Annotated in this window: 19 protein-coding genes; 9 read left to right on the plus strand and 10 right to left on the minus strand. The window is 45.7% G+C overall.

Features of this window, described 5'->3' with window-relative positions; translation table 11 throughout:
• Positions 1 to 70 precede the first annotated feature (70 nt).
• The gene (locus U0008_RS09700; RefSeq protein ID WP_025801981.1) at positions 71 to 532 is read left to right on the plus strand and encodes a cysteine cluster protein YcgN; all 462 of its coding nucleotides are present in this window, start codon (positions 71 to 73) and stop codon (positions 530 to 532) included.
• A 3-nt stretch (positions 533 to 535) separates the two neighbouring features.
• Here U0008_RS09700 and U0008_RS09705 read toward each other — a convergent pair whose 3' ends face one another.
• Complete coding sequence (locus U0008_RS09705; RefSeq protein ID WP_080723940.1) at positions 536 to 1,168, minus strand: serine acetyltransferase; 633 nt, start codon at positions 1,166 to 1,168, stop codon at positions 536 to 538.
• Between the two features lie 609 nt (positions 1,169 to 1,777).
• Between U0008_RS09705 and U0008_RS09710 the strand changes: the two genes are divergently transcribed.
• On the plus strand, positions 1,778 to 2,293 hold the full coding sequence (locus U0008_RS09710; RefSeq protein ID WP_040045101.1) for an outer membrane lipoprotein: 516 nt from the start codon (positions 1,778 to 1,780) through the stop codon (positions 2,291 to 2,293).
• A gap of 12 nt (positions 2,294 to 2,305) precedes the next feature.
• The gene (locus tag U0008_RS09715; protein WP_043493040.1) at positions 2,306 to 2,851 is read left to right on the plus strand and encodes a DUF5384 family protein; all 546 of its coding nucleotides are present in this window, start codon (positions 2,306 to 2,308) and stop codon (positions 2,849 to 2,851) included.
• Between the two features lie 129 nt (positions 2,852 to 2,980).
• On the opposite strand, the gene U0008_RS09720 is transcribed toward U0008_RS09715, so the two are convergent.
• The 3 genes from U0008_RS09720 to nhaB form a co-directional block, all read right to left on the minus strand.
• Positions 2,981 to 3,172, minus strand: coding sequence for a hypothetical protein (locus U0008_RS09720; protein WP_025801989.1), 192 nt, complete (start codon positions 3,170 to 3,172; stop codon positions 2,981 to 2,983).
• A gap of 182 nt (positions 3,173 to 3,354) precedes the next feature.
• Entirely contained in the window at positions 3,355 to 3,885 is a 531-nt protein-coding gene (gene dsbB, locus U0008_RS09725) for a disulfide bond formation protein DsbB (RefSeq protein WP_025801991.1), read from the minus strand.
• A gap of 110 nt (positions 3,886 to 3,995) precedes the next feature.
• Complete coding sequence (gene nhaB / locus U0008_RS09730) at positions 3,996 to 5,573, minus strand: sodium/proton antiporter NhaB (RefSeq protein ID WP_025801993.1); 1,578 nt, start codon at positions 5,571 to 5,573, stop codon at positions 3,996 to 3,998.
• Between the two features lie 246 nt (positions 5,574 to 5,819).
• On the opposite strand from nhaB, the gene U0008_RS09735 reads away from it, so the two are divergent.
• On the plus strand, positions 5,820 to 5,951 hold the full coding sequence (locus U0008_RS09735) for a hypothetical protein (protein WP_004090179.1): 132 nt from the start codon (positions 5,820 to 5,822) through the stop codon (positions 5,949 to 5,951).
• Positions 5,952 to 6,012: 61 nt separating this feature from the next.
• Here the strand turns inward: U0008_RS09735 and U0008_RS09740 are convergent, their stop codons facing one another.
• A complete protein-coding gene (locus U0008_RS09740; protein WP_025801995.1) occupies positions 6,013 to 6,300 on the minus strand; it encodes a hypothetical protein in 288 nt (95 codons plus the stop codon).
• A 298-nt stretch (positions 6,301 to 6,598) separates the two neighbouring features.
• On the opposite strand from U0008_RS09740, the gene fadR reads away from it, so the two are divergent.
• A complete protein-coding gene (gene fadR / locus U0008_RS09745) occupies positions 6,599 to 7,318 on the plus strand; it encodes a fatty acid metabolism transcriptional regulator FadR (protein ID WP_025801997.1) in 720 nt (239 codons plus the stop codon).
• Positions 7,319 to 7,392: 74 nt separating this feature from the next.
• Here the strand turns inward: fadR and U0008_RS09750 are convergent, their stop codons facing one another.
• Positions 7,393 to 8,928, minus strand: coding sequence for a SpoVR family protein (locus U0008_RS09750; protein WP_043493042.1), 1,536 nt, complete (start codon positions 8,926 to 8,928; stop codon positions 7,393 to 7,395).
• A 700-nt stretch (positions 8,929 to 9,628) separates the two neighbouring features.
• On the opposite strand from U0008_RS09750, the gene U0008_RS09755 reads away from it, so the two are divergent.
• Both U0008_RS09755 and dadX read left to right on the plus strand, forming a co-directional pair.
• Positions 9,629 to 10,933 (plus strand): D-amino acid dehydrogenase, encoded by a 1,305-nt coding sequence (locus tag U0008_RS09755; RefSeq protein ID WP_043493044.1) that lies wholly within the window; start codon positions 9,629 to 9,631, stop codon positions 10,931 to 10,933.
• Positions 10,934 to 11,022: 89 nt separating this feature from the next.
• Complete coding sequence (gene dadX, locus U0008_RS09760; RefSeq protein ID WP_043493045.1) at positions 11,023 to 12,093, plus strand: catabolic alanine racemase DadX; 1,071 nt, start codon at positions 11,023 to 11,025, stop codon at positions 12,091 to 12,093.
• A 22-nt stretch (positions 12,094 to 12,115) separates the two neighbouring features.
• Here dadX and U0008_RS09765 read toward each other — a convergent pair whose 3' ends face one another.
• The 3 genes from U0008_RS09765 to U0008_RS09775 all read right to left on the minus strand — a co-directional run bounded on the left by U0008_RS09765 (position 12,116) and on the right by U0008_RS09775 (position 14,261).
• Complete coding sequence (locus U0008_RS09765) at positions 12,116 to 13,315, minus strand: multidrug effflux MFS transporter (RefSeq protein ID WP_043493047.1); 1,200 nt, start codon at positions 13,313 to 13,315, stop codon at positions 12,116 to 12,118.
• Positions 13,316 to 13,389: 74 nt separating this feature from the next.
• The gene (locus U0008_RS09770) at positions 13,390 to 13,959 is read right to left on the minus strand and encodes a 3'-5' exonuclease (protein ID WP_043493049.1); all 570 of its coding nucleotides are present in this window, start codon (positions 13,957 to 13,959) and stop codon (positions 13,390 to 13,392) included.
• An 86-nt stretch (positions 13,960 to 14,045) separates the two neighbouring features.
• A complete protein-coding gene (locus U0008_RS09775; protein ID WP_025802010.1) occupies positions 14,046 to 14,261 on the minus strand; it encodes a YccJ family protein in 216 nt (71 codons plus the stop codon).
• A gap of 224 nt (positions 14,262 to 14,485) precedes the next feature.
• Here U0008_RS09775 and U0008_RS09780 point away from each other — a divergent pair, with 224 nt between their 5' ends.
• On the plus strand, positions 14,486 to 14,728 hold the full coding sequence (locus tag U0008_RS09780) for a YceK/YidQ family lipoprotein (protein ID WP_043493050.1): 243 nt from the start codon (positions 14,486 to 14,488) through the stop codon (positions 14,726 to 14,728).
• Between the two features lie 24 nt (positions 14,729 to 14,752).
• Here U0008_RS09780 and U0008_RS09785 read toward each other — a convergent pair whose 3' ends face one another.
• Positions 14,753 to 15,007, minus strand: coding sequence for a hypothetical protein (locus tag U0008_RS09785; protein WP_040045089.1), 255 nt, complete (start codon positions 15,005 to 15,007; stop codon positions 14,753 to 14,755).
• Positions 15,008 to 15,426: 419 nt separating this feature from the next.
• Between U0008_RS09785 and ompC the strand changes: the two genes are divergently transcribed.
• On the plus strand, positions 15,427 to 16,530 hold the full coding sequence (gene ompC / locus U0008_RS09790) for a porin OmpC (protein WP_025802016.1): 1,104 nt from the start codon (positions 15,427 to 15,429) through the stop codon (positions 16,528 to 16,530).
• The last annotated feature ends 75 nt before the right edge of the window (positions 16,531 to 16,605 follow it).

Raw genomic sequence — 16,605 nt, forward strand, 5'->3', positions numbered from 1 at the left:
ACAAAACTTGCATCTCACCGCCAAAGCGTCTATATAGTGCAGCCCAACTGTAATTATCGGACACACAAGCATGACAACTCTCCCTTTCTGGCAAGAAAAAACATTAGCTGAAATGAGCAATGATGAATGGGAATCACTTTGTGATGGTTGTGGGCAGTGCTGCTTGCATAAGCTGCAAGACGAAGATACTGACGAAATCTACTTCACCAACGTTGCATGCAACCTACTCAACATCAAAACGTGCCAATGTCGTCATTATGAGCGTCGTTTTGAGTATGAAGAAGACTGTATCAAGCTAACGCGCGAAAACCTTGAAACCTTCGAATGGCTTCCTCCTACCTGCGCCTATCGGATGGTTCACGAAGGCAAAGACTTGCCAGAATGGCATCCCCTCAAAGTGGGCTCTAAGAAAGCGATGCACGCGGAGCGGATCTCAGTACGCTACATTGCCGTACGCGAGAGTGAAGTCAGCGATTGGGAAGATCACATTATGAATAAACCTTTCTGGGCAACCAATGGGTCTGATTCTTAAGGACTAATTCACGTCGTATGGGGTAAACACTGAGGTCTTACGTGTAATGTAAACCCCATTTGCAGGAATGTCCTTATTCACGAATGACATCGCCCCAACCTTAACGTTATCACCAATGGTTATTGGGCCAATCAGGCAACAGTTAGCGCCAATATCGACATTGTTTCCAATCTTAATGATTGAGTTTGGCGGCATATCTTGCACTGCACCGATCGTGGTATTTTGGCGAATAATAAAATTAGAGCCGATTCGAGCATGCTTGGATATAACAATTCCTGCGTGATGTGGCATGTGTAAGCCAGGTCCAATCACAGCGCCCAATTCAACATCTGCTGCATAGCGAGTCTTTAGCTTGTCGCAGATTCTTGATGCGATTTTTTGATGGCGCTTTGAACCGTGTTTGTCCATTTCGCTAGCGAGACGCCACCAAAACAGAAAATTACGGCGTCGGTTGGATTTATTGGTCAACAGTCTTCGCCAAGAAAATTTGTCTTTCCGTACAATCTCTATTCGCCAAAACTCTCGAAGATCTTTAGCATCCTTAGACAGTGCAAATATCAAGCAAGTGAGTAATTTAATGTGTCGTGTCCTGTGATGGTTTGCCGTATGTTTGGCGGATTTAAATTTTATGGTCATTATACATTCATTGAAATTACTAATGCGAGAGAGAATCCACGCTAATCTTGTGGTGACGAGCGCTAGCAGAGCGGGATCATATGCATAGGCCGATTGACTGCAATCAGCGGTCCACTCACGTGACTATAGACTTAGTGCATACGCGTATTGCTTATTCTGAGGGAAGAGTGCATCAGAGAATTACGGTGTTTATAACAATTAATGATTTATAAGTTTGTTAATTATTTTAATCGTTTGAATTTGATGTTTTCAATAATGACGCTATATTTTTGAGTAAATTTTAAGCTAAGATAAAATTAACCTAAATTATCCACACTCAAAATCTAAATTTAAAGAATGGATTTTTGAAAATATAAATGTTGATATAACTAGACCCGTTGTGTTGATTTTATGTAAACATAATAAAAAAGTAATCTCTTTCTAATTATCTTATGAAGCGGGTTTTAAGCCTGTTTTTTAAATTTTTGAAATATTAAATAAATGACTTAATAAGTTATCAAGTTTTTATTTGATTGATTATGCGTTATTTATTTTAATGTATGACATTTACAATAAAATAATAAATCAGTATTATCGCCAGCACTTTTTCCTTTGGGGTTATATAATTAAATGAATAAAAAATATGCTTTATTAATTTCTTCTTTGGTTTCTGTACTGGCGTTGACTGGTTGCCAATCAAATGCTGATAGCTACGCGGCCGATGTTTATGAAACCAGTAACTTGAATGGAAAACAGGAAACGAAAACCGTTAATCTGATTTCAATTTTGCCTGCGAAAATCTCTGTTGATAATACAGAAAATAAAAAAGCAGCCCAAACGTTTGGTGCCATTCTTGGTGCCGTAGCCGGTGGTGTAGCTGGGCATAATGTGGGTACTGGCTCAGCATTAGGTACCGGCGCTGGTGCTGTCGGCGGCGGTGCTGTCGGCGCGGCGGCTGGGTCTTTGGTGAAAGATAAAGTATTGGTTGAAGGCGTATCTTTGACTTACAAAGAAGGCACTAAAATCTATACATCGACTCAGGTTGGTAAGGCTTGTCAGTTCACTACAGGTTTAGCTGTGGTTATTTCTACTAAAGAAAATGAAACGCGTATTCAACCAAATACAACTTGCCCAGTTAAGAAATAAGGATTTTTTACGATGCGTAAAGTATTTTTTTATATTTTGACGTCGTTGCTGATTTCTCCTGCATTCGTTCATGCCGCCTCCTTACAGGATCAACTTTCAGCAGTTGCACAAGCTGAAAGTCAAGGCAAAGCGCAAGAAAGTCGAGAGGCCGATTTAAGGCAGGCTCAATATGAGCGTGAATTAAGAAATGAGCAATCTCGACGAGCTAAAGCTAATGCTTTGGCTGAAAAGAAGCGTCAGGAAAAAGCTGCAGTTAATGCTGCAGAAAGAAAACAGCGCTTGGAAGTAGCGAATGCTGATAAAAAGAGAGATCAGTCGTACGAAGATGAATTGAGGCAGCTAGAAATCCAGTCTAGAAAATTAGAATTGGAACGACAGGCTGCCCGTGCGAAGAGAGAAAATGATTTTATCGATCAGGATTTAAAATCTCAGGCGGCGAAAACTGACGTTATTCAATCTGAAGCAGATGTGAATCGCAATCTCTCTATTGGCGGTAAAGAGCTGATGCAGAGCGAAGGGAAGTCACGCGAGAAAAAAGCCAGTAGCTGGTTTAATTAATAATAGACTTTAAATATTATTAGTTGTGCGAGTCCTCCTGAAAGATAAAAAGCCTGATAGATTTCTTCGAGTTTTATTCGTTGATAATCTTCAGGCTTTTTTGCGTTAAATTTTCTTTAAATGATTAACTTAAAGATGCTGTAACCGCTCAACCGAGAGTATATGCAGGTCTTTCGCACTGGCGCTAAGGTATTGCGCCACGTCAATTAGCGCGGCCTCTAAAACCTCGCCATCCTCCTTACTCAATGTGGCTTGCCCGTTCATGATGAAATCATGCACTTCGTTGTTTGATCTGTAGATAACTTTGAATTGATGCATCATAGATTAGTTCTCTGAATGTTGGATGTCATAACTCAAGATTAGAGGGCTGAAGCCAGGGATTCAAGGATATGAAGATAAATAGACAGGCAACAGTGACTATTTAGCTGATTTACGCGGATTTGATTCCATTGGGGTATAAAAAAAGCACCGATTAAGGTGCTTTTTTTATTTCAAAGAGATCGTTAGCGGCCAAACAAATCGCGGCGTTTTGGCTTCACAAACTGCGCAATGAACACCAATGCGGCAACCAACAAGAACGCAGCAAAAATGCCGACTAACCATTGTGGCATCTCTAACGTCAGAAACTCCCACTGACGCACTGAACAGTCACCTGATGCCGAGAAAATGCCCGGAGCCCATTTGTCTAACGGTAACCACGAAGGGAAGGAGACAAAGAAATCACAGGTGACAAACGGCGATGGATGTAGCTGAATCATGGTGTGCTTCCACGCCAGCATCAAGCCCTCATAGGCGCTATAAATCCAGATTAGGATCGCAATCCAACGTAGCGGCGTTTTAGGCGCAATGGCGCCAACAATGCCTGCGCCCATAATGCCAAACAATGCACAGCGCTCATAAATGCATAATACGCAAGGCTTTAATAGCATGACATGCTGGAAATACAGCGCGACCAACTCAAATATTAACGCGGTGATGGCTAAAAGTGCCCAAGCTCCGCGACCACGAGAACAACCATTTAAAAATTGCAACATATCAGATCCATTCCATGCCACAGCTAGATGTGCGCAGTGTAAACGATATTGTCTTACCTGCCAGCTATTAGATTGAAAAACTAGTCATTGTTTAAGTATTAATGATGTTGCTAATTAACACTCGACAATACCTCATTGACCGGCGGTAAAGACAGCCAATGCCACTGGTAAAACAGCTGAGTCACCGGTTCTAATGTAAACTGGACGCAGGCTAACCCAACAAGTGTCATTACAACGGTATAAGGCAGAGCCATCCACACCATCCGTCCATATGATAAACGAATAAGCGGGGAGAGCGCTGACGTTAATAAGAACAAGAACGCGGCTTGACCGTTTGGCGTTGCCACCGATGGCAAATTCGTGCCGGTATTGATCGCAACGGCCAGCATCTCAAACTGTTTTAGTGAGATCGCGCCAGATTCCAATGCCGCTTTCGCCTCATGAATATACACCGTACCCACGAACACGTTGTCTGAAATAGACGAAAGTAGACCATTAAACAGATAAAAAAGCGTTAATTGATGTTCAGGTGAGGCCTGAAGCACAAAATGGATGACCGGTGAGAATAGCTGCTGGTCGATAATAACGGCGACGACCGCAAAAAATACGGTCAGCAGCGCGGTAAAAGGCAGTGACTCCTGAAAGGCCTTGCCGATGGCATGTTCATCGGTAACGCCGCAAAATGCCGTGGCTAATACGATAACACTCAGGCCAATCAAACCGACCTCGGCCAGATGGAACGCTAGCGCGGCGATCAGCCAGATACCAATTAATGCCTGAATAAACAGTTTTTGGCGTTCCTGACGGGTGCGCTTGCGCGTAGCGTTTTGATCGTATTCACGCAGAACTTGGCGAACACGCTTTGGCAAACGGGTGCCGTAGCCAAATACGTGAAAACGCTCAACCAGATAGCAGGTCAAGATCCCACAAATAAACACGGGTACGGTGACGGGAGCCATACGCAATAGAAAGGAAACAAAATCCCAGTCGGCGCTTTTAGCAATAATCAGATTTTGTGGCTCACCGACCATCGTCATGACGCCGCCGAGCGCGGTACCCACGCCTGCATGCATCATGAGGCTACGTAAGAAAGATCTAAACTGATTTAAGATCGCGCGTCGGCCCGCATTTTGAAGATGACTGTCATCATTAAGTGCCAATGATTCATCTATGCCTGAAGCGACTTTATGGTAGATGCCGTAGAACCCAACGGCGACGCTGATCACCACTGCGATAACCGTCAATGCATCAAGAAACGCAGATAGAAAGGCAGAAGCAATACAAAAAGCCAGCGAGAGTGCGATTTTTGAACGGATGTTAAGTAGTAGCTTGGTAAATACAAACAGCAGTAGCTGTTTCATGAAATAGATGCCCGCTACCATGAAAATAAGCAGCAGCACGACTTCGATATTAGCGGCCACCTCATGCTTAACTTTTTCAGCCGTGGTCATTCCTATGAGGACGGCTTCAAAAGCGAGTAGTCCGCCAGGAAGCAGGGGATAGCACTTTAGCGCCATGGCAAGGGTGAAGATGAACTCAGCAACCAGAAGCCACCCAGCCACAAACGGGCTGACAAAAAAGAATACCAGTGGATTCACCAGTAAAAAGATCAGAATGGCGATTTTGTACCAGTCTGGTGCGTTACCTAGAAAATTTTTGCTGAAAGCCTGAGAAAATGTGGTGTTCATAACAACTCTGCACCCAAAATTTGAACAAACAGATAGAATATTTTAATGCGAAGCTCAGACTATACTCTTTTTGTTCTGTGACGTAAAAGTAGACGGAAATAAAATAACTCCTTTAAAATCATTTTATTATTATGGTTTTTTATCTCGAAAATTTATCTCTGTACAGAATATGAACGTGAGCGAGGGGTTTTACCTGCGTGAATAACGCCGTTATACTGCGTTTATTGATCTAGCGAGGTATTCTGTATGAACGAAGATATTTTTGATTTTGACATTGACGCTCAGCTTGAGCAGGCTGAAAAGCGTGCGCAGGAAAAAGCCAATGAAGTCCCCGTTGAGCTGAATGATGAAGCCGACTGTGAAGGCTGTAAAATCTAGTAGCAGTGAACACAAAAAAACCGCCGTTTCGGCGGTTTTTTTATATGCACATCACAATAGCCTAATAGGCTTCTCTGATATCGCCAATCACGGTTTGTGTCACCGGCAATGCAATATTGAGATCGCCCATGGCGCTCATTGCTGGCAGGGAGATATTGAGATCGCCAACGTCAGGGGATTTTCCATCCTCTAAAGCGGAAGCTTCAACTGACTGTTGATAATGTGGTTCAGACTTAGGCTGAGGTTTCCGGAAAAAACGCGGCATACCGCTGCCGCCATAGACCGTCACCAGTAGGGCGGAAGTCGTCAACACACAGGATGCGCTAATCAAAATACCTGCAAGATCCATACTGTCCTCTGAACTCGATTGATAACGATTGTCATTTTAACTCTCATATCTATCAGCAATCCAGATCTAATTGAGTTTTATTCTTATTTGCTAATAAGGTGTTAATTGATGAAGGCGTCTTTTACATAGAAATGCAGGTGTGTAACATAATTACCGCAAAGAAATGAGGTTATTTTTGTGATGGGTGATCTATTGTTTCGCGCAATCCCGAGCATCAACGCTATATCAGCCATAGGCGATCTGGTATGATGAGCGCCATGTTATTAGTGGAATATCGTCGTTACGGAACGTCAACAATATGGTTATTAAGGCGCAGAGTCCAGCAGGGTTTGCAGAAGAGTATATCATTGAAAGCATTTGGAATAATCGCTTTGCACCTGGATCAATCTTACCGGCAGAGCGCGAGCTATCTGAGCTCATTGGTGTCACGCGCACCACGCTACGTGAGGTTCTACAGCGATTGGCTCGAGATGGTTGGTTAACTATTCAGCATGGTAAACCAACGAAAGTGAATAATTTCTGGGAAACCTCGGGTTTAAATATTCTGGAAACATTAGCTCGTCTCGATCACGATAGTGTTCCGCAGCTTATCGATAATCTGTTATCTGTGCGTACCAATATTGCCTCTATCTTTATTCGTACCGCGGTGCGTCAGCATCCAGATAAAGTGCAAGAGATCTTGGCTCAAGCAGAGACTGTGGACGATCACGCAGAAGCTTTCACGGATTTGGACTATGGAATTTTCCGTGGGCTCGCCTTTGCGTCTGGGAATCCTATCTATGGTTTGATCCTCAACGGTCTGAAAGGCTTGTATACCCGCGTTGGGCGCTATTACTTCTCAAATCCCGAAGCGCGCAAATTGGCGTTAACCTTTTATGCCAAGCTGAGCCAGCTGTGCCACGAGCAGAACTATGAGAAAGTTATGGAATACGTGCGCAACTATGGTAAAGACAGCGGCGCTATTTGGCATAGCATGCAAGGATCCATTCCAAGCGATTTGGCGGAAGGCCGTCGCTAGTTGATTGGGTCGCAAAGAGAATAAAACAAAGGGCGCATGATGCGCCCTTTTTGCGTTCTATGATAAGGAAACTGTCAAAGCTGATTGGGGCGAGCAGGGCAGCGCTCCAGCAGTTCGACATTACCATCTTCATTAAGCTGTTCTAAATACACATCGAATCCCCATAGACGATGCAGATGCTTTAACACTTCGCGGCGGCCTTTATCCAACGGAGCACGATTATGCGGCACATAACGCAGCGTTAATGAGCGGTCTCCACGCAAAGCGACATTCCATACCTGAATATTCGGTTCGTGGTTACTCAAATTATACTGCGCTGACAGTTGCTCACGGATGCGGCGATAGCCTTCCTCATTATGAATCGCATCGATTTCCAGATAGTTATTCCTGTCATCATCTAATACCGTGAAAAGCCTAAAATCACGCATCAGCTTCGGTGATAAGAACTGGCTGATAAAGCTCTCATCTTTAAAATCACGCATGGCGAAATGCAGCGTATCTAGCCAATCCGTACCGGCGATGGCAGGGAACCAATGACGATCCTCTTCGGTCGGGTTTTGGCAAATTCGTTTAATATCTTGGAACATGGCAAAGCCCAACGCATAGGGGTTAATGCCATTGTAATAAGGGCTGTTGTATGCGGGCTGGTACACCACGTTGGTGTGGCTGTGCAAAAATTCCAGCATAAAACGGTCACTGACCAGATTTTCATCATAGAGATGATTCAAAATTGTGTAGTGCCAGAAGGTGGCCCAACCCTCATTCATCACCTGAGTCTGTTTTTGCGGATAAAAATACTGGCTCACTTTACGCACGATGCGCACGATCTCTCTCTGCCAAGGCTCTAGCAACGGGGCGTTTTTCTCTAAGAAATAGAGAATATTTTCCTGCGGCTCGCTGGGAAAACGGGCGGCTTCAACCGCGTGCTCTTCGCGCTCGCGTCGCGGCAATGTTTTCCACAGCTCGTTAACTTGGCTTTGCAGATACTCTTCGCGTGATTTCTGGCGCGCAATTTCATCCTCCATGGATATTTTTTGCGGACGTTTATAGCGGTCGACGCCGTAGTTCATCAGCGCATGGCATGAGTCTAGTAGGCGCTCAACCTCATCAACGCCGTAGCGCTCTTCACATTGAGTAATGTAATGGCGAGCAAAGAGCAGATAATCCACAATCGAACTCGCATCTGTCCAACTACGAAAGAGATAGTTGTTCTTAAAAAATGAGTTATGCCCATAGCAGGCATGTGCCATCACCAGCGCCTGCATAGTGATGGTGTTTTCTTCCATCAAATAAGCGATGCAAGGATTCGAGTTGATGACAATTTCATACGCTAGGCCTTGCTGACCATGCTTATACAGTTGCTCGGTTTCGATAAACTTTTTACCGAAAGACCAATGGGTATAGTTGATAGGCATACCCACGCTGGAATAGGCGTCCATCATCTGTTCGGCGGTGATCACCTCAATCTGATGCGGATAGGTGTCCAGTCGGTAGTGTTTAGCAACCCGATCGATTTGATCTAGATAATCCTGTAGCAACGGAAATGTCCAATCAGGACCATCACTTAATGTGGTGGCTTCCCGTGCCTGCTTACGAGTTGAAATAGTCATTAGCGCATCTCCCGACGAAACATGATTGTCAGTGGACTTTTTGTCAGTGGATCTGTCAGACATGCAGACCCTGTAACAAGCGTAGCTCAAGGGAGAAAAAGCGAGATGTTTTGTCGTGCTACCAATCACTTAAAGTGACAAAAACGCATTATTAGAAAGGTTTTTTGCTGGCTGAAAACCGCTTAATTGGTGGTTTTTAACTCTGCAAATATCGCCTTAAGTCAGTATTAAATTTTACTCATCTCGCTGTTCCTAGTGACGAAGTGACGAGGTCAGTCGCCATGCAGTCGCTCAGTTAATTTTGTAGATAACGAAATGAAAATCGCCACTTTATGCTGCCATCTCGTTTTCAAATAGATGTATGTGGCCGTTTGATAGCCGCAAAACAAAAGAAGTCCCTGTGAGTCACATTTATACAACATAAAGTAAAGCTTAGCGTCCAGCAGGGCTATTTAGAATGTCATATGCTTAATACTAATGTTACAAATGTGTAAATTAAATAATGATGCAGGCTCATAAATTTCAATGGGTTAGCGATAGTCATCGCAATGCAGGAAAATGAGGTCCATTACCTGTGCTCTATGAATAATCGTGATTTCATTCACACTTGCGCCAAGAAATGTTGGATGGGTTTTTATATTTAGTTATTTTTATGTAACCAGAATATTGTGCTTTTAACCATCGGGATATGGAGTCGTCTATGCGTGTTATCGTGCTGGGTAGTGGAGTCGTCGGCGTAGCGAGCGCTTGGTATCTGGCGCAGGCTGGCCATGATGTTGTGGTGTTAGACCGTCAAGATGGCCCCGCGCTGGAAACCAGTGCGGCAAACGCAGGGCAAATCTCTCCGGGCTATGCGGCTCCTTGGGCTGCGCCAGGCGTTCCGTTGAAAGCAATCAAATGGATGTTCCAGCGCCATGCGCCGCTGGCGATCCGTTTGGACGGCACTAGCGATCAGCTGCGCTGGATGTGGCAAATGCTGCGTAACTGCGACAGCTCTCACTACGCGCTCAATAAATCTCGCATGGTGCGTTTGTCTGAGTACAGCCGTGATTGCCTAAAAGCATTAAGGGCGGAAACCAACATCCATTATGAAGGCCGCCAAAAAGGGACTCTGCAATTGTTCCGTACCGCGCAGCAATTTGAGAATGCGGCGCGTGATATTGAAGTGCTGAAGGAGGCTGGTGTTCCTTATCGTTTGATGGAAGCGAGTGAGTTAGGCTCGGTTGAACCGGCACTCGCGCAGGTTCAGCATAAACTCAGCGGTGGTTTGCAGCTACCCAATGATGAAACCGGCGACTGCCAGCTGTTTACTCAGCAATTGGCCGCCATGGCGCAGCGTGCAGGCGTAGAGTTCCGTTTTAATATATCAATTGATCGTTTGCTGAAAGAGGGCAACCAGATCACCGGCATTCAGTGTGGAAACGAGGTTATTACCGGTGACGCCTATGTGGTGGCATTAGGTTCTTATTCGACCGCTTTGTTACATGACATGTTGGCAATCCCGGTTTATCCGTTGAAAGGCTACTCGCTGACCATCCCTATCACCAACCCTGATGGCGCGCCGGTATCTACCGTACTCGATGAGACTTATAAGATTGCGATTACTCGTTTCGACCAGCGTATTCGTGTAGGGGGAATGGCGGAAATCGTTGGCTTTAATACTAACCTCTTGGATGCGCGCCGAAAGACGTTGGAAATGGTGGTTCGCGATCTTTATCCAAACGGTGGGAATATCGAGCAGGCTAAATTCTGGACGGGTCTACGCCCGATGACGCCAGACGGAACGCCAATGATCGGCAAAACGCCGATCAAAAATCTGTATTTAAACACCGGACATGGAACATTAGGCTGGACGATGGCCTGTGGTTCAGGGCAGCTGCTGGCTGATATTATTTCAGGTATCACTCCGGCTATCCCTTCGGAAGATCTTTCTGTTGCCCGCTATGACAAACGTTTTCATCAGCAAAGCGGCCGTAGCTTAAGCGATATTCATACCGCACATTAATAAAAAATAGCGCGTTTATGGGGGCTGTTTATGCGCTCATAAACGCTGCGGTTCACCTGCATCTTGCTTTAATCTCACAGGAGAGGGCTATGCCTCGCCCCATTCACGCTACGGTACATCTATCGGCGCTGACCCATAATTTGCGTCAGATACGCCAGCAAACTCGCGGTGCTAAGATTTGGTCAGTGGTTAAAGCCAACGCTTACGGTCATGGCCTCGGTCGAGTATGGCCTGCGTTAAAAGAAACGGATGGCTTTGCGTTGTTGGATATCGACGAAGCGATCCTGCTACGTAAGCAGGGCTGGGAAGGGCCAATACTGCTGCTGGAAGGCTTTTTCCATGCGCAGGATTTAGCGCTTATCGATCAATATCGACTGACTACGGTGATTCACTGTGAGCATCAGTTGCAGATGTTACAGCACGCACAGCTGAGCCAACCGCTCGATATCTATCTCAAAGTTAATTCGGGCATGCATCGACTTGGTTTCATGCCTGAGGATTTGATGGCGGCTTATCATTCTGCCCGTGCGTTACCTCATGTGGGGCAAGTTACTTTGATGACCCATTTTGCCAATGCTGATAATCATCTTGGCGTAGAGCCACAGCTCGCCGCGTTTAACGCCGCTTGCACCGATATATCAGCCCCACGCTGTTTAGCCAATTCGACAGCCGTGCTTTGGCATCCACATACCCATGCAGACTGGGTTAGGCCAGGCATTGTTTTATATGGCGCATCGCCAACCGGACGTTGGCAGGATATCGCCGATGCCAATCTACGGCCGGCCATGAGTTTAAACAGTGAAATTATTGCGATTCAAAATATGGCGACTGGCGATGCGATTGGATACGGTAGCCGTTATCAGGCTAATCAGCCGCAGAGAATCGGTATTGTGGCGTGTGGCTATGCCGATGGTTACCCAAGGCATGCGCCATCAGGAACGCCGGTGTGGGTAAATGGGACTCGTACTTCATTGTTGGGCGCGGTATCGATGGATATGCTCGCGGTAGATTTAAGCGAGCTACCCGATGCGCAAATTGGCACGCCCGTCGAGCTATGGGGACAAAATCTGCCGGTGGACGATGTTGCTCAGTCTGCGGGAACGATTAGCTATGAACTTCTCTGTGCCGTGGCACAGAGAGTTCCGGTGATCGTACGCTGATAGTACAAGAGCCGTAATCGAATTAGGCCTGATTAATCGACTTCACGCGGCCTTTGAGCTTGCTGCTCAGCAATCGGGCGGATAAGGCCAATAAGCCACCGAGTAACATGACAATCGCCAGTGCAGGCTTCGCTGACATCGGCAATGCAATGGCGATTAACGCAATACTCGAGCCGATCGCCATTTGTACAAAACCGACCAAGGCAGAAGCAATGCCCGCTTCGTCGGAATAAGGCTCCAGCGCATAGCTGGTGGCGGGCCCCATAATAAACGCTAATCCCGCACAGGCGCTGGCGACAGGTAACATATAACTTAGCCAGTGTTGGCTTGCCGCCTCGGGTAACAAGTGCATGCCAGCAAATAGGCCTACACAACCTAACCCCATCAGAATGGTGCCCAGCATCAGACAGAATGGGCGACCCGCGCGTTGAATCACTTTATTTGCCAACAGACTGACCAGCAAAATCCAGAAACCATTACCGCCAAAGATAAGTGAGAAAGTCAGCGGTGAAAGCTGACCTTCGGTCATCAAAACGGTGGGCGCAAAGGAGACATAGGTGATTGCCATTCCCATTGCGCCCGCATTCACTAAGGCAAAGCGCAAAAAACGACCGTTGCTGAGAATGCGTGCATATTGTTTTAGCGGTAAACCTGTGACCGGTTTGGTATCCGCAGGGCGAGTTTCGGGCAGCCAGATGGCCATAATGATGAAAATCACTACGGCATACAGCACCAAGAACCAGAACGGTGCGCGCCAGTTAAATAACTCCGCCAATATGCCGCCTAGCAGCGGGGCCAATGCCGGCACAATGTTGAGCGTTCCGTTGAGAAAGCCATAGGCTTTTGCCGCCTCGTTGCCGCTTAGGCGGTCGCGAACACCGCTGAAACACACTACGCCGGTACAGCAAACGGCACAGCCTTGAACCACGCGGGCAATAACGAAAATATCGGAAGAGGTGGAAAGCGCTGCCAAAATCGAGCCCACGATATAGAGCGCAATGCCCACCAGCGCGATAGGGCGACGACCAAATTTATCCACCAACGGGCCCGCAATTAGCTGACCTAGCCCCATCACTAATAAAAATAGGGAAATGGTGGATTGAATAACTTCGTTCTTAACCTGAAAATCAGCGGCAATAGCTGGAATAGTCGGCAGGAAAAGATCGATCCCCAAAGGACCAAACAGAACAAGCGTAAGCAGTAGCAGAATATAGTTTCGCATAATAATTTTTTTAATGGTGATTGGCAGTTAAGCAGGTGTTTCTCATCCGTATTTTCGGAAGCGTCCCGATATGTTTACTGATGATTTTCAAGCGCAGACGGTATCACACGTAGCGAACGGAAGATATCTGAGACATAGCGAGCCTGATGCCGAGCATCGTCCAATGGCAAATGCGGTACGCCTTCAAATGGCCGCGTTTTTTTGGGATCAAAACCAAGCGTGCGCGCCAGTGTGACCAAGGTGCGCACATCCTGCGTGCGCCAAAAATCCCACGGACAGGCCATCTCAAGCTGACTATAGGCATGTTCCAGAATCGAACAATCGAACTCTTTTCCATTGCCCCATACGTGGACTTTGTCCGTAGTGTTGATCTGAATAAAGCGGCTGAACTGTGTCAGTGTTTTCTTTAGCGTTTCGGTACCGGAAAAGGCCTCTTTACGTGCTGCATCAGACTGCTGCGCCCACCATGCGACCGTATCTGCGCTGATGGTGCGATGTAGTTGTGGTTTCTGTGGGCTGACCTGAGCGGTAAAACTTTCCCCCAGTTCACCCGTCATCGGGTCAAAAAATATGGCTGCTACGGAGAGGATCACCGCACTTGGCGTGGTATCCAACGTTTCAATATCTAGCATCAAATGGTGCATCGCGTAGCCTTTAACGACAAAAAGAGTGAAAAAAAGAGACAAAAATGCCCGCGGTTACGGGCATGGTCTGAAGGGGATGAGGCGCGTTACACGTTGGCGCGGAAGATGGTTTCTTCACCCCAGTACAGCTCATCTTTATCTGTTTTAGAGAATGCTAATGGCAAGACTTCGTCGCTGCCTTCTTCCCAAATTTTTTCAGCTAATACTTCATCATTCTTAGCTAATTCGAAAATTGCGTGTGCGATTTCGACAGATGTCTGACGTAGACGCGCCCAATCGGCGATGTGATGTGGATCTGACATAACAGTCTCCTTAAAAACGAACGAAGTAACCTGATCTAGTATGAACTTGTTTTCGCTATTGGGTTAGTTTTGAGTGCGCAAGTGCTATAATTTTAATCACTTACCGCGGAGCGTTAGCTCGAAAATCAACCGTAACGGCTTAATCTTCACCTTAGCGCAGGTGTCAGCGTCTAGCCACTGATATATACTCCAAAATTGTTCCATTGCGTCAATATGAGAAAAGAATGAAGACAGAACTATGGTCAAAATGGGTTTTGCTTGCGACCTGTGTGATGCTGCTCAGCGGCTGCGGGAGCATCATTAGCCGAACTGCGGGGAAAGGGCACGGATATCAATATTATCCAGGCGTACAGTGGGATCTCCGCGATAGCCCTTGGCGTTATGTTACTGCGTTAGACGTGCCATTTTCTTTAATCGCCGATACGTTTATGCTGCCGTTTGATGCTAAGCATGGCCCTTATAATTGAACATGGTTGAGCATAACTGACAGATCATTTCGTTTGTAAAAGTCGTTTGCGGCGCAGCAAGTTTTCATCGCCGATAAGTCGGTCGATTGCGCTTAATAGCAACGTTTTGCGTTCTAGGCTGGTTTCTTGATCGGCAGAGTGGGCTAACGAGTTAATTAATTTACCATAAACAATATCGCCTTCGCGCCCGACTAAATCACTGACGGCCTCGCCGATAATTTTAGAAACTTCATTGCGAAATAAATTTTGGGCGACATCATCAATTAATAAACTATTCATCAGTCATTTCCTATACACAGGCCAATCTACGTCAGGTATTGAGGATGCACTTGAACAGTGCAAAAAAGTAAAACCTCAAAAGTATAGCCTTGTTTTCAGCCTACCCACGGTAAAAGAGTTTGATGATAATTAGAAAAATGTTAGCAAACATTTTGATATTTTACACAATGATCTGAAGTATTAGTAACTCTTATCAATTCCGGCTCGAGGCATATTACCCCAGATTCTTGTAGGTATTTAATTAACCGGATTTTTTCTAAAGTTAAGCCCTGTTTTTTATAGGTCTACTTCATTGTCATCAAAAGTATTTTTTGTGCAATAAAACTTTCATCTTCATTCGGTAAAACATCTGCGCCTTCAGAAATAGGCAAAGCATAAAAAATACGTAATTGCAGATAACAATATTGATGGATGAGACAATGAAAAAAAGTGCGTTGGCAATGATGATGACATTGGCTGTTGCTTCTCTGGCAACATCTGTTTCGCAGGCAGCAGAAGTTTACAATAAAGATGGCAACAAGCTGGATATGTATGGTCGAGTGAAGGCTGAACATTACCTTTCTGACAATAATGCGGTAGATGGTGATCAATCCTACGTGCGCTTCGGATTCAAAGGCGTCACGCAGATTAACGATATGATGCAGGGCTTTGGTCAGTGGGAGTATCAAATTGCGGCCAACCGTGCGGAAAGTGATGGCGCGACAGGAACGAAAACACGTTTAGGTTTTGCAGGACTAAAATTTAGCGAGTTTGGTTCGTTCGACTATGGACGTAACTACGGCGCTTTGTATGACGTTGAAGCGTGGACGGATATGATCCCTGAGTTTGGTGGCGACAGCTATACCAAAGCCGATAACTTTATGACGGGGCGTAGCACCGGTCTCGCAACCTACCGAAATCGTGATTTCTTTGGTTTGGTTGATGGTTTGAATTTTGCGCTGCAGTATCAAGGCAAAAATGAAAACGATCGCGACATTACCAAGCAGAATGGCGATGGTTACTCTTTATCGACAACCTATGAAATCGTTGACGGTATTTCTATCGGCGGCGCATACGCTTCTTCAGATCGTACACGTGCGCAGCAGGCATCCGCATTTGGTCACGGCGATAAAGCCGATGCTTGGACCGGTGGCTTAAAATACGATGCTAATAACGTTTACTTGGCTGCTATGTATGCAGAAACACGCAATATGACCCCAATATCAGGGACGTCTGTGATTAATGGGGTTAATACCAGCGTGAAAGGGCTGGCTAATAAAACGCAAAACGTCGAAGTAATTGCCCAATATCAATTCGATTTTGGTCTGCGTCCGTCACTGGGATATATCCAATCCAAAGGTAAGGATATTGAGGGCGTGGGCGATGCTGATTTAGTGAAATATATTGATGTGGCAGCCACTTATTACTTCAATAAAAACATGTCGGCGTTTGTGGACTACAAAATAAACCAGCTAAACGACAACAACCCGTTGAATTTGAATACGGATGACGTGGTGGCGTTAGGGCTGGTTTATCAGTTCTAATAAATAGAACACCAAGGACTAACGTGTTCTTGGATTGAATAAACCCCGCGTACTGAAAGCCAGCACGCGGGGTTT

The organism is Hafnia alvei (assembly GCF_034424155.1).
Taxonomy (GTDB): domain Bacteria; phylum Pseudomonadota; class Gammaproteobacteria; order Enterobacterales; family Enterobacteriaceae; genus Hafnia; species Hafnia alvei.

Coding starts and splice junctions, on each gene's coding strand:
- nhaB (WP_025801993.1), bottom strand. CDS start 5,573: ATGAACACCACATTTTCTCAGGCTTTCAGCAAAAATTTTCTAGGTAAC.
- U0008_RS09750 (WP_043493042.1), bottom strand. CDS start 8,928: ATGACTATTTCAACTCGTAAGCAGGCACGGGAAGCCACCACATTAAGT.
- U0008_RS09735 (WP_004090179.1), top strand. CDS start 5,820: ATGAACGAAGATATTTTTGATTTTGACATTGACGCTCAGCTTGAGCAG.
- U0008_RS09715 (WP_043493040.1), top strand. CDS start 2,306: ATGCGTAAAGTATTTTTTTATATTTTGACGTCGTTGCTGATTTCTCCT.
- U0008_RS09765 (WP_043493047.1), bottom strand. CDS start 13,315: ATGCGAAACTATATTCTGCTACTGCTTACGCTTGTTCTGTTTGGTCCT.
- dsbB (WP_025801991.1), bottom strand. CDS start 3,885: ATGTTGCAATTTTTAAATGGTTGTTCTCGTGGTCGCGGAGCTTGGGCA.
- U0008_RS09785 (WP_040045089.1), bottom strand. CDS start 15,007: ATGAATAGTTTATTAATTGATGATGTCGCCCAAAATTTATTTCGCAAT.
- U0008_RS09755 (WP_043493044.1), top strand. CDS start 9,629: ATGCGTGTTATCGTGCTGGGTAGTGGAGTCGTCGGCGTAGCGAGCGCT.
- ompC (WP_025802016.1), top strand. CDS start 15,427: ATGAAAAAAAGTGCGTTGGCAATGATGATGACATTGGCTGTTGCTTCT.
- U0008_RS09780 (WP_043493050.1), top strand. CDS start 14,486: ATGAAGACAGAACTATGGTCAAAATGGGTTTTGCTTGCGACCTGTGTG.
- fadR (WP_025801997.1), top strand. CDS start 6,599: ATGGTTATTAAGGCGCAGAGTCCAGCAGGGTTTGCAGAAGAGTATATC.
- U0008_RS09705 (WP_080723940.1), bottom strand. CDS start 1,168: ATGACCATAAAATTTAAATCCGCCAAACATACGGCAAACCATCACAGG.
- U0008_RS09770 (WP_043493049.1), bottom strand. CDS start 13,959: ATGCACCATTTGATGCTAGATATTGAAACGTTGGATACCACGCCAAGT.
- dadX (WP_043493045.1), top strand. CDS start 11,023: ATGCCTCGCCCCATTCACGCTACGGTACATCTATCGGCGCTGACCCAT.
- U0008_RS09740 (WP_025801995.1), bottom strand. CDS start 6,300: ATGGATCTTGCAGGTATTTTGATTAGCGCATCCTGTGTGTTGACGACT.
- U0008_RS09700 (WP_025801981.1), top strand. CDS start 71: ATGACAACTCTCCCTTTCTGGCAAGAAAAAACATTAGCTGAAATGAGC.
- U0008_RS09710 (WP_040045101.1), top strand. CDS start 1,778: ATGAATAAAAAATATGCTTTATTAATTTCTTCTTTGGTTTCTGTACTG.
- U0008_RS09720 (WP_025801989.1), bottom strand. CDS start 3,172: ATGATGCATCAATTCAAAGTTATCTACAGATCAAACAACGAAGTGCAT.
- U0008_RS09775 (WP_025802010.1), bottom strand. CDS start 14,261: ATGTCAGATCCACATCACATCGCCGATTGGGCGCGTCTACGTCAGACA.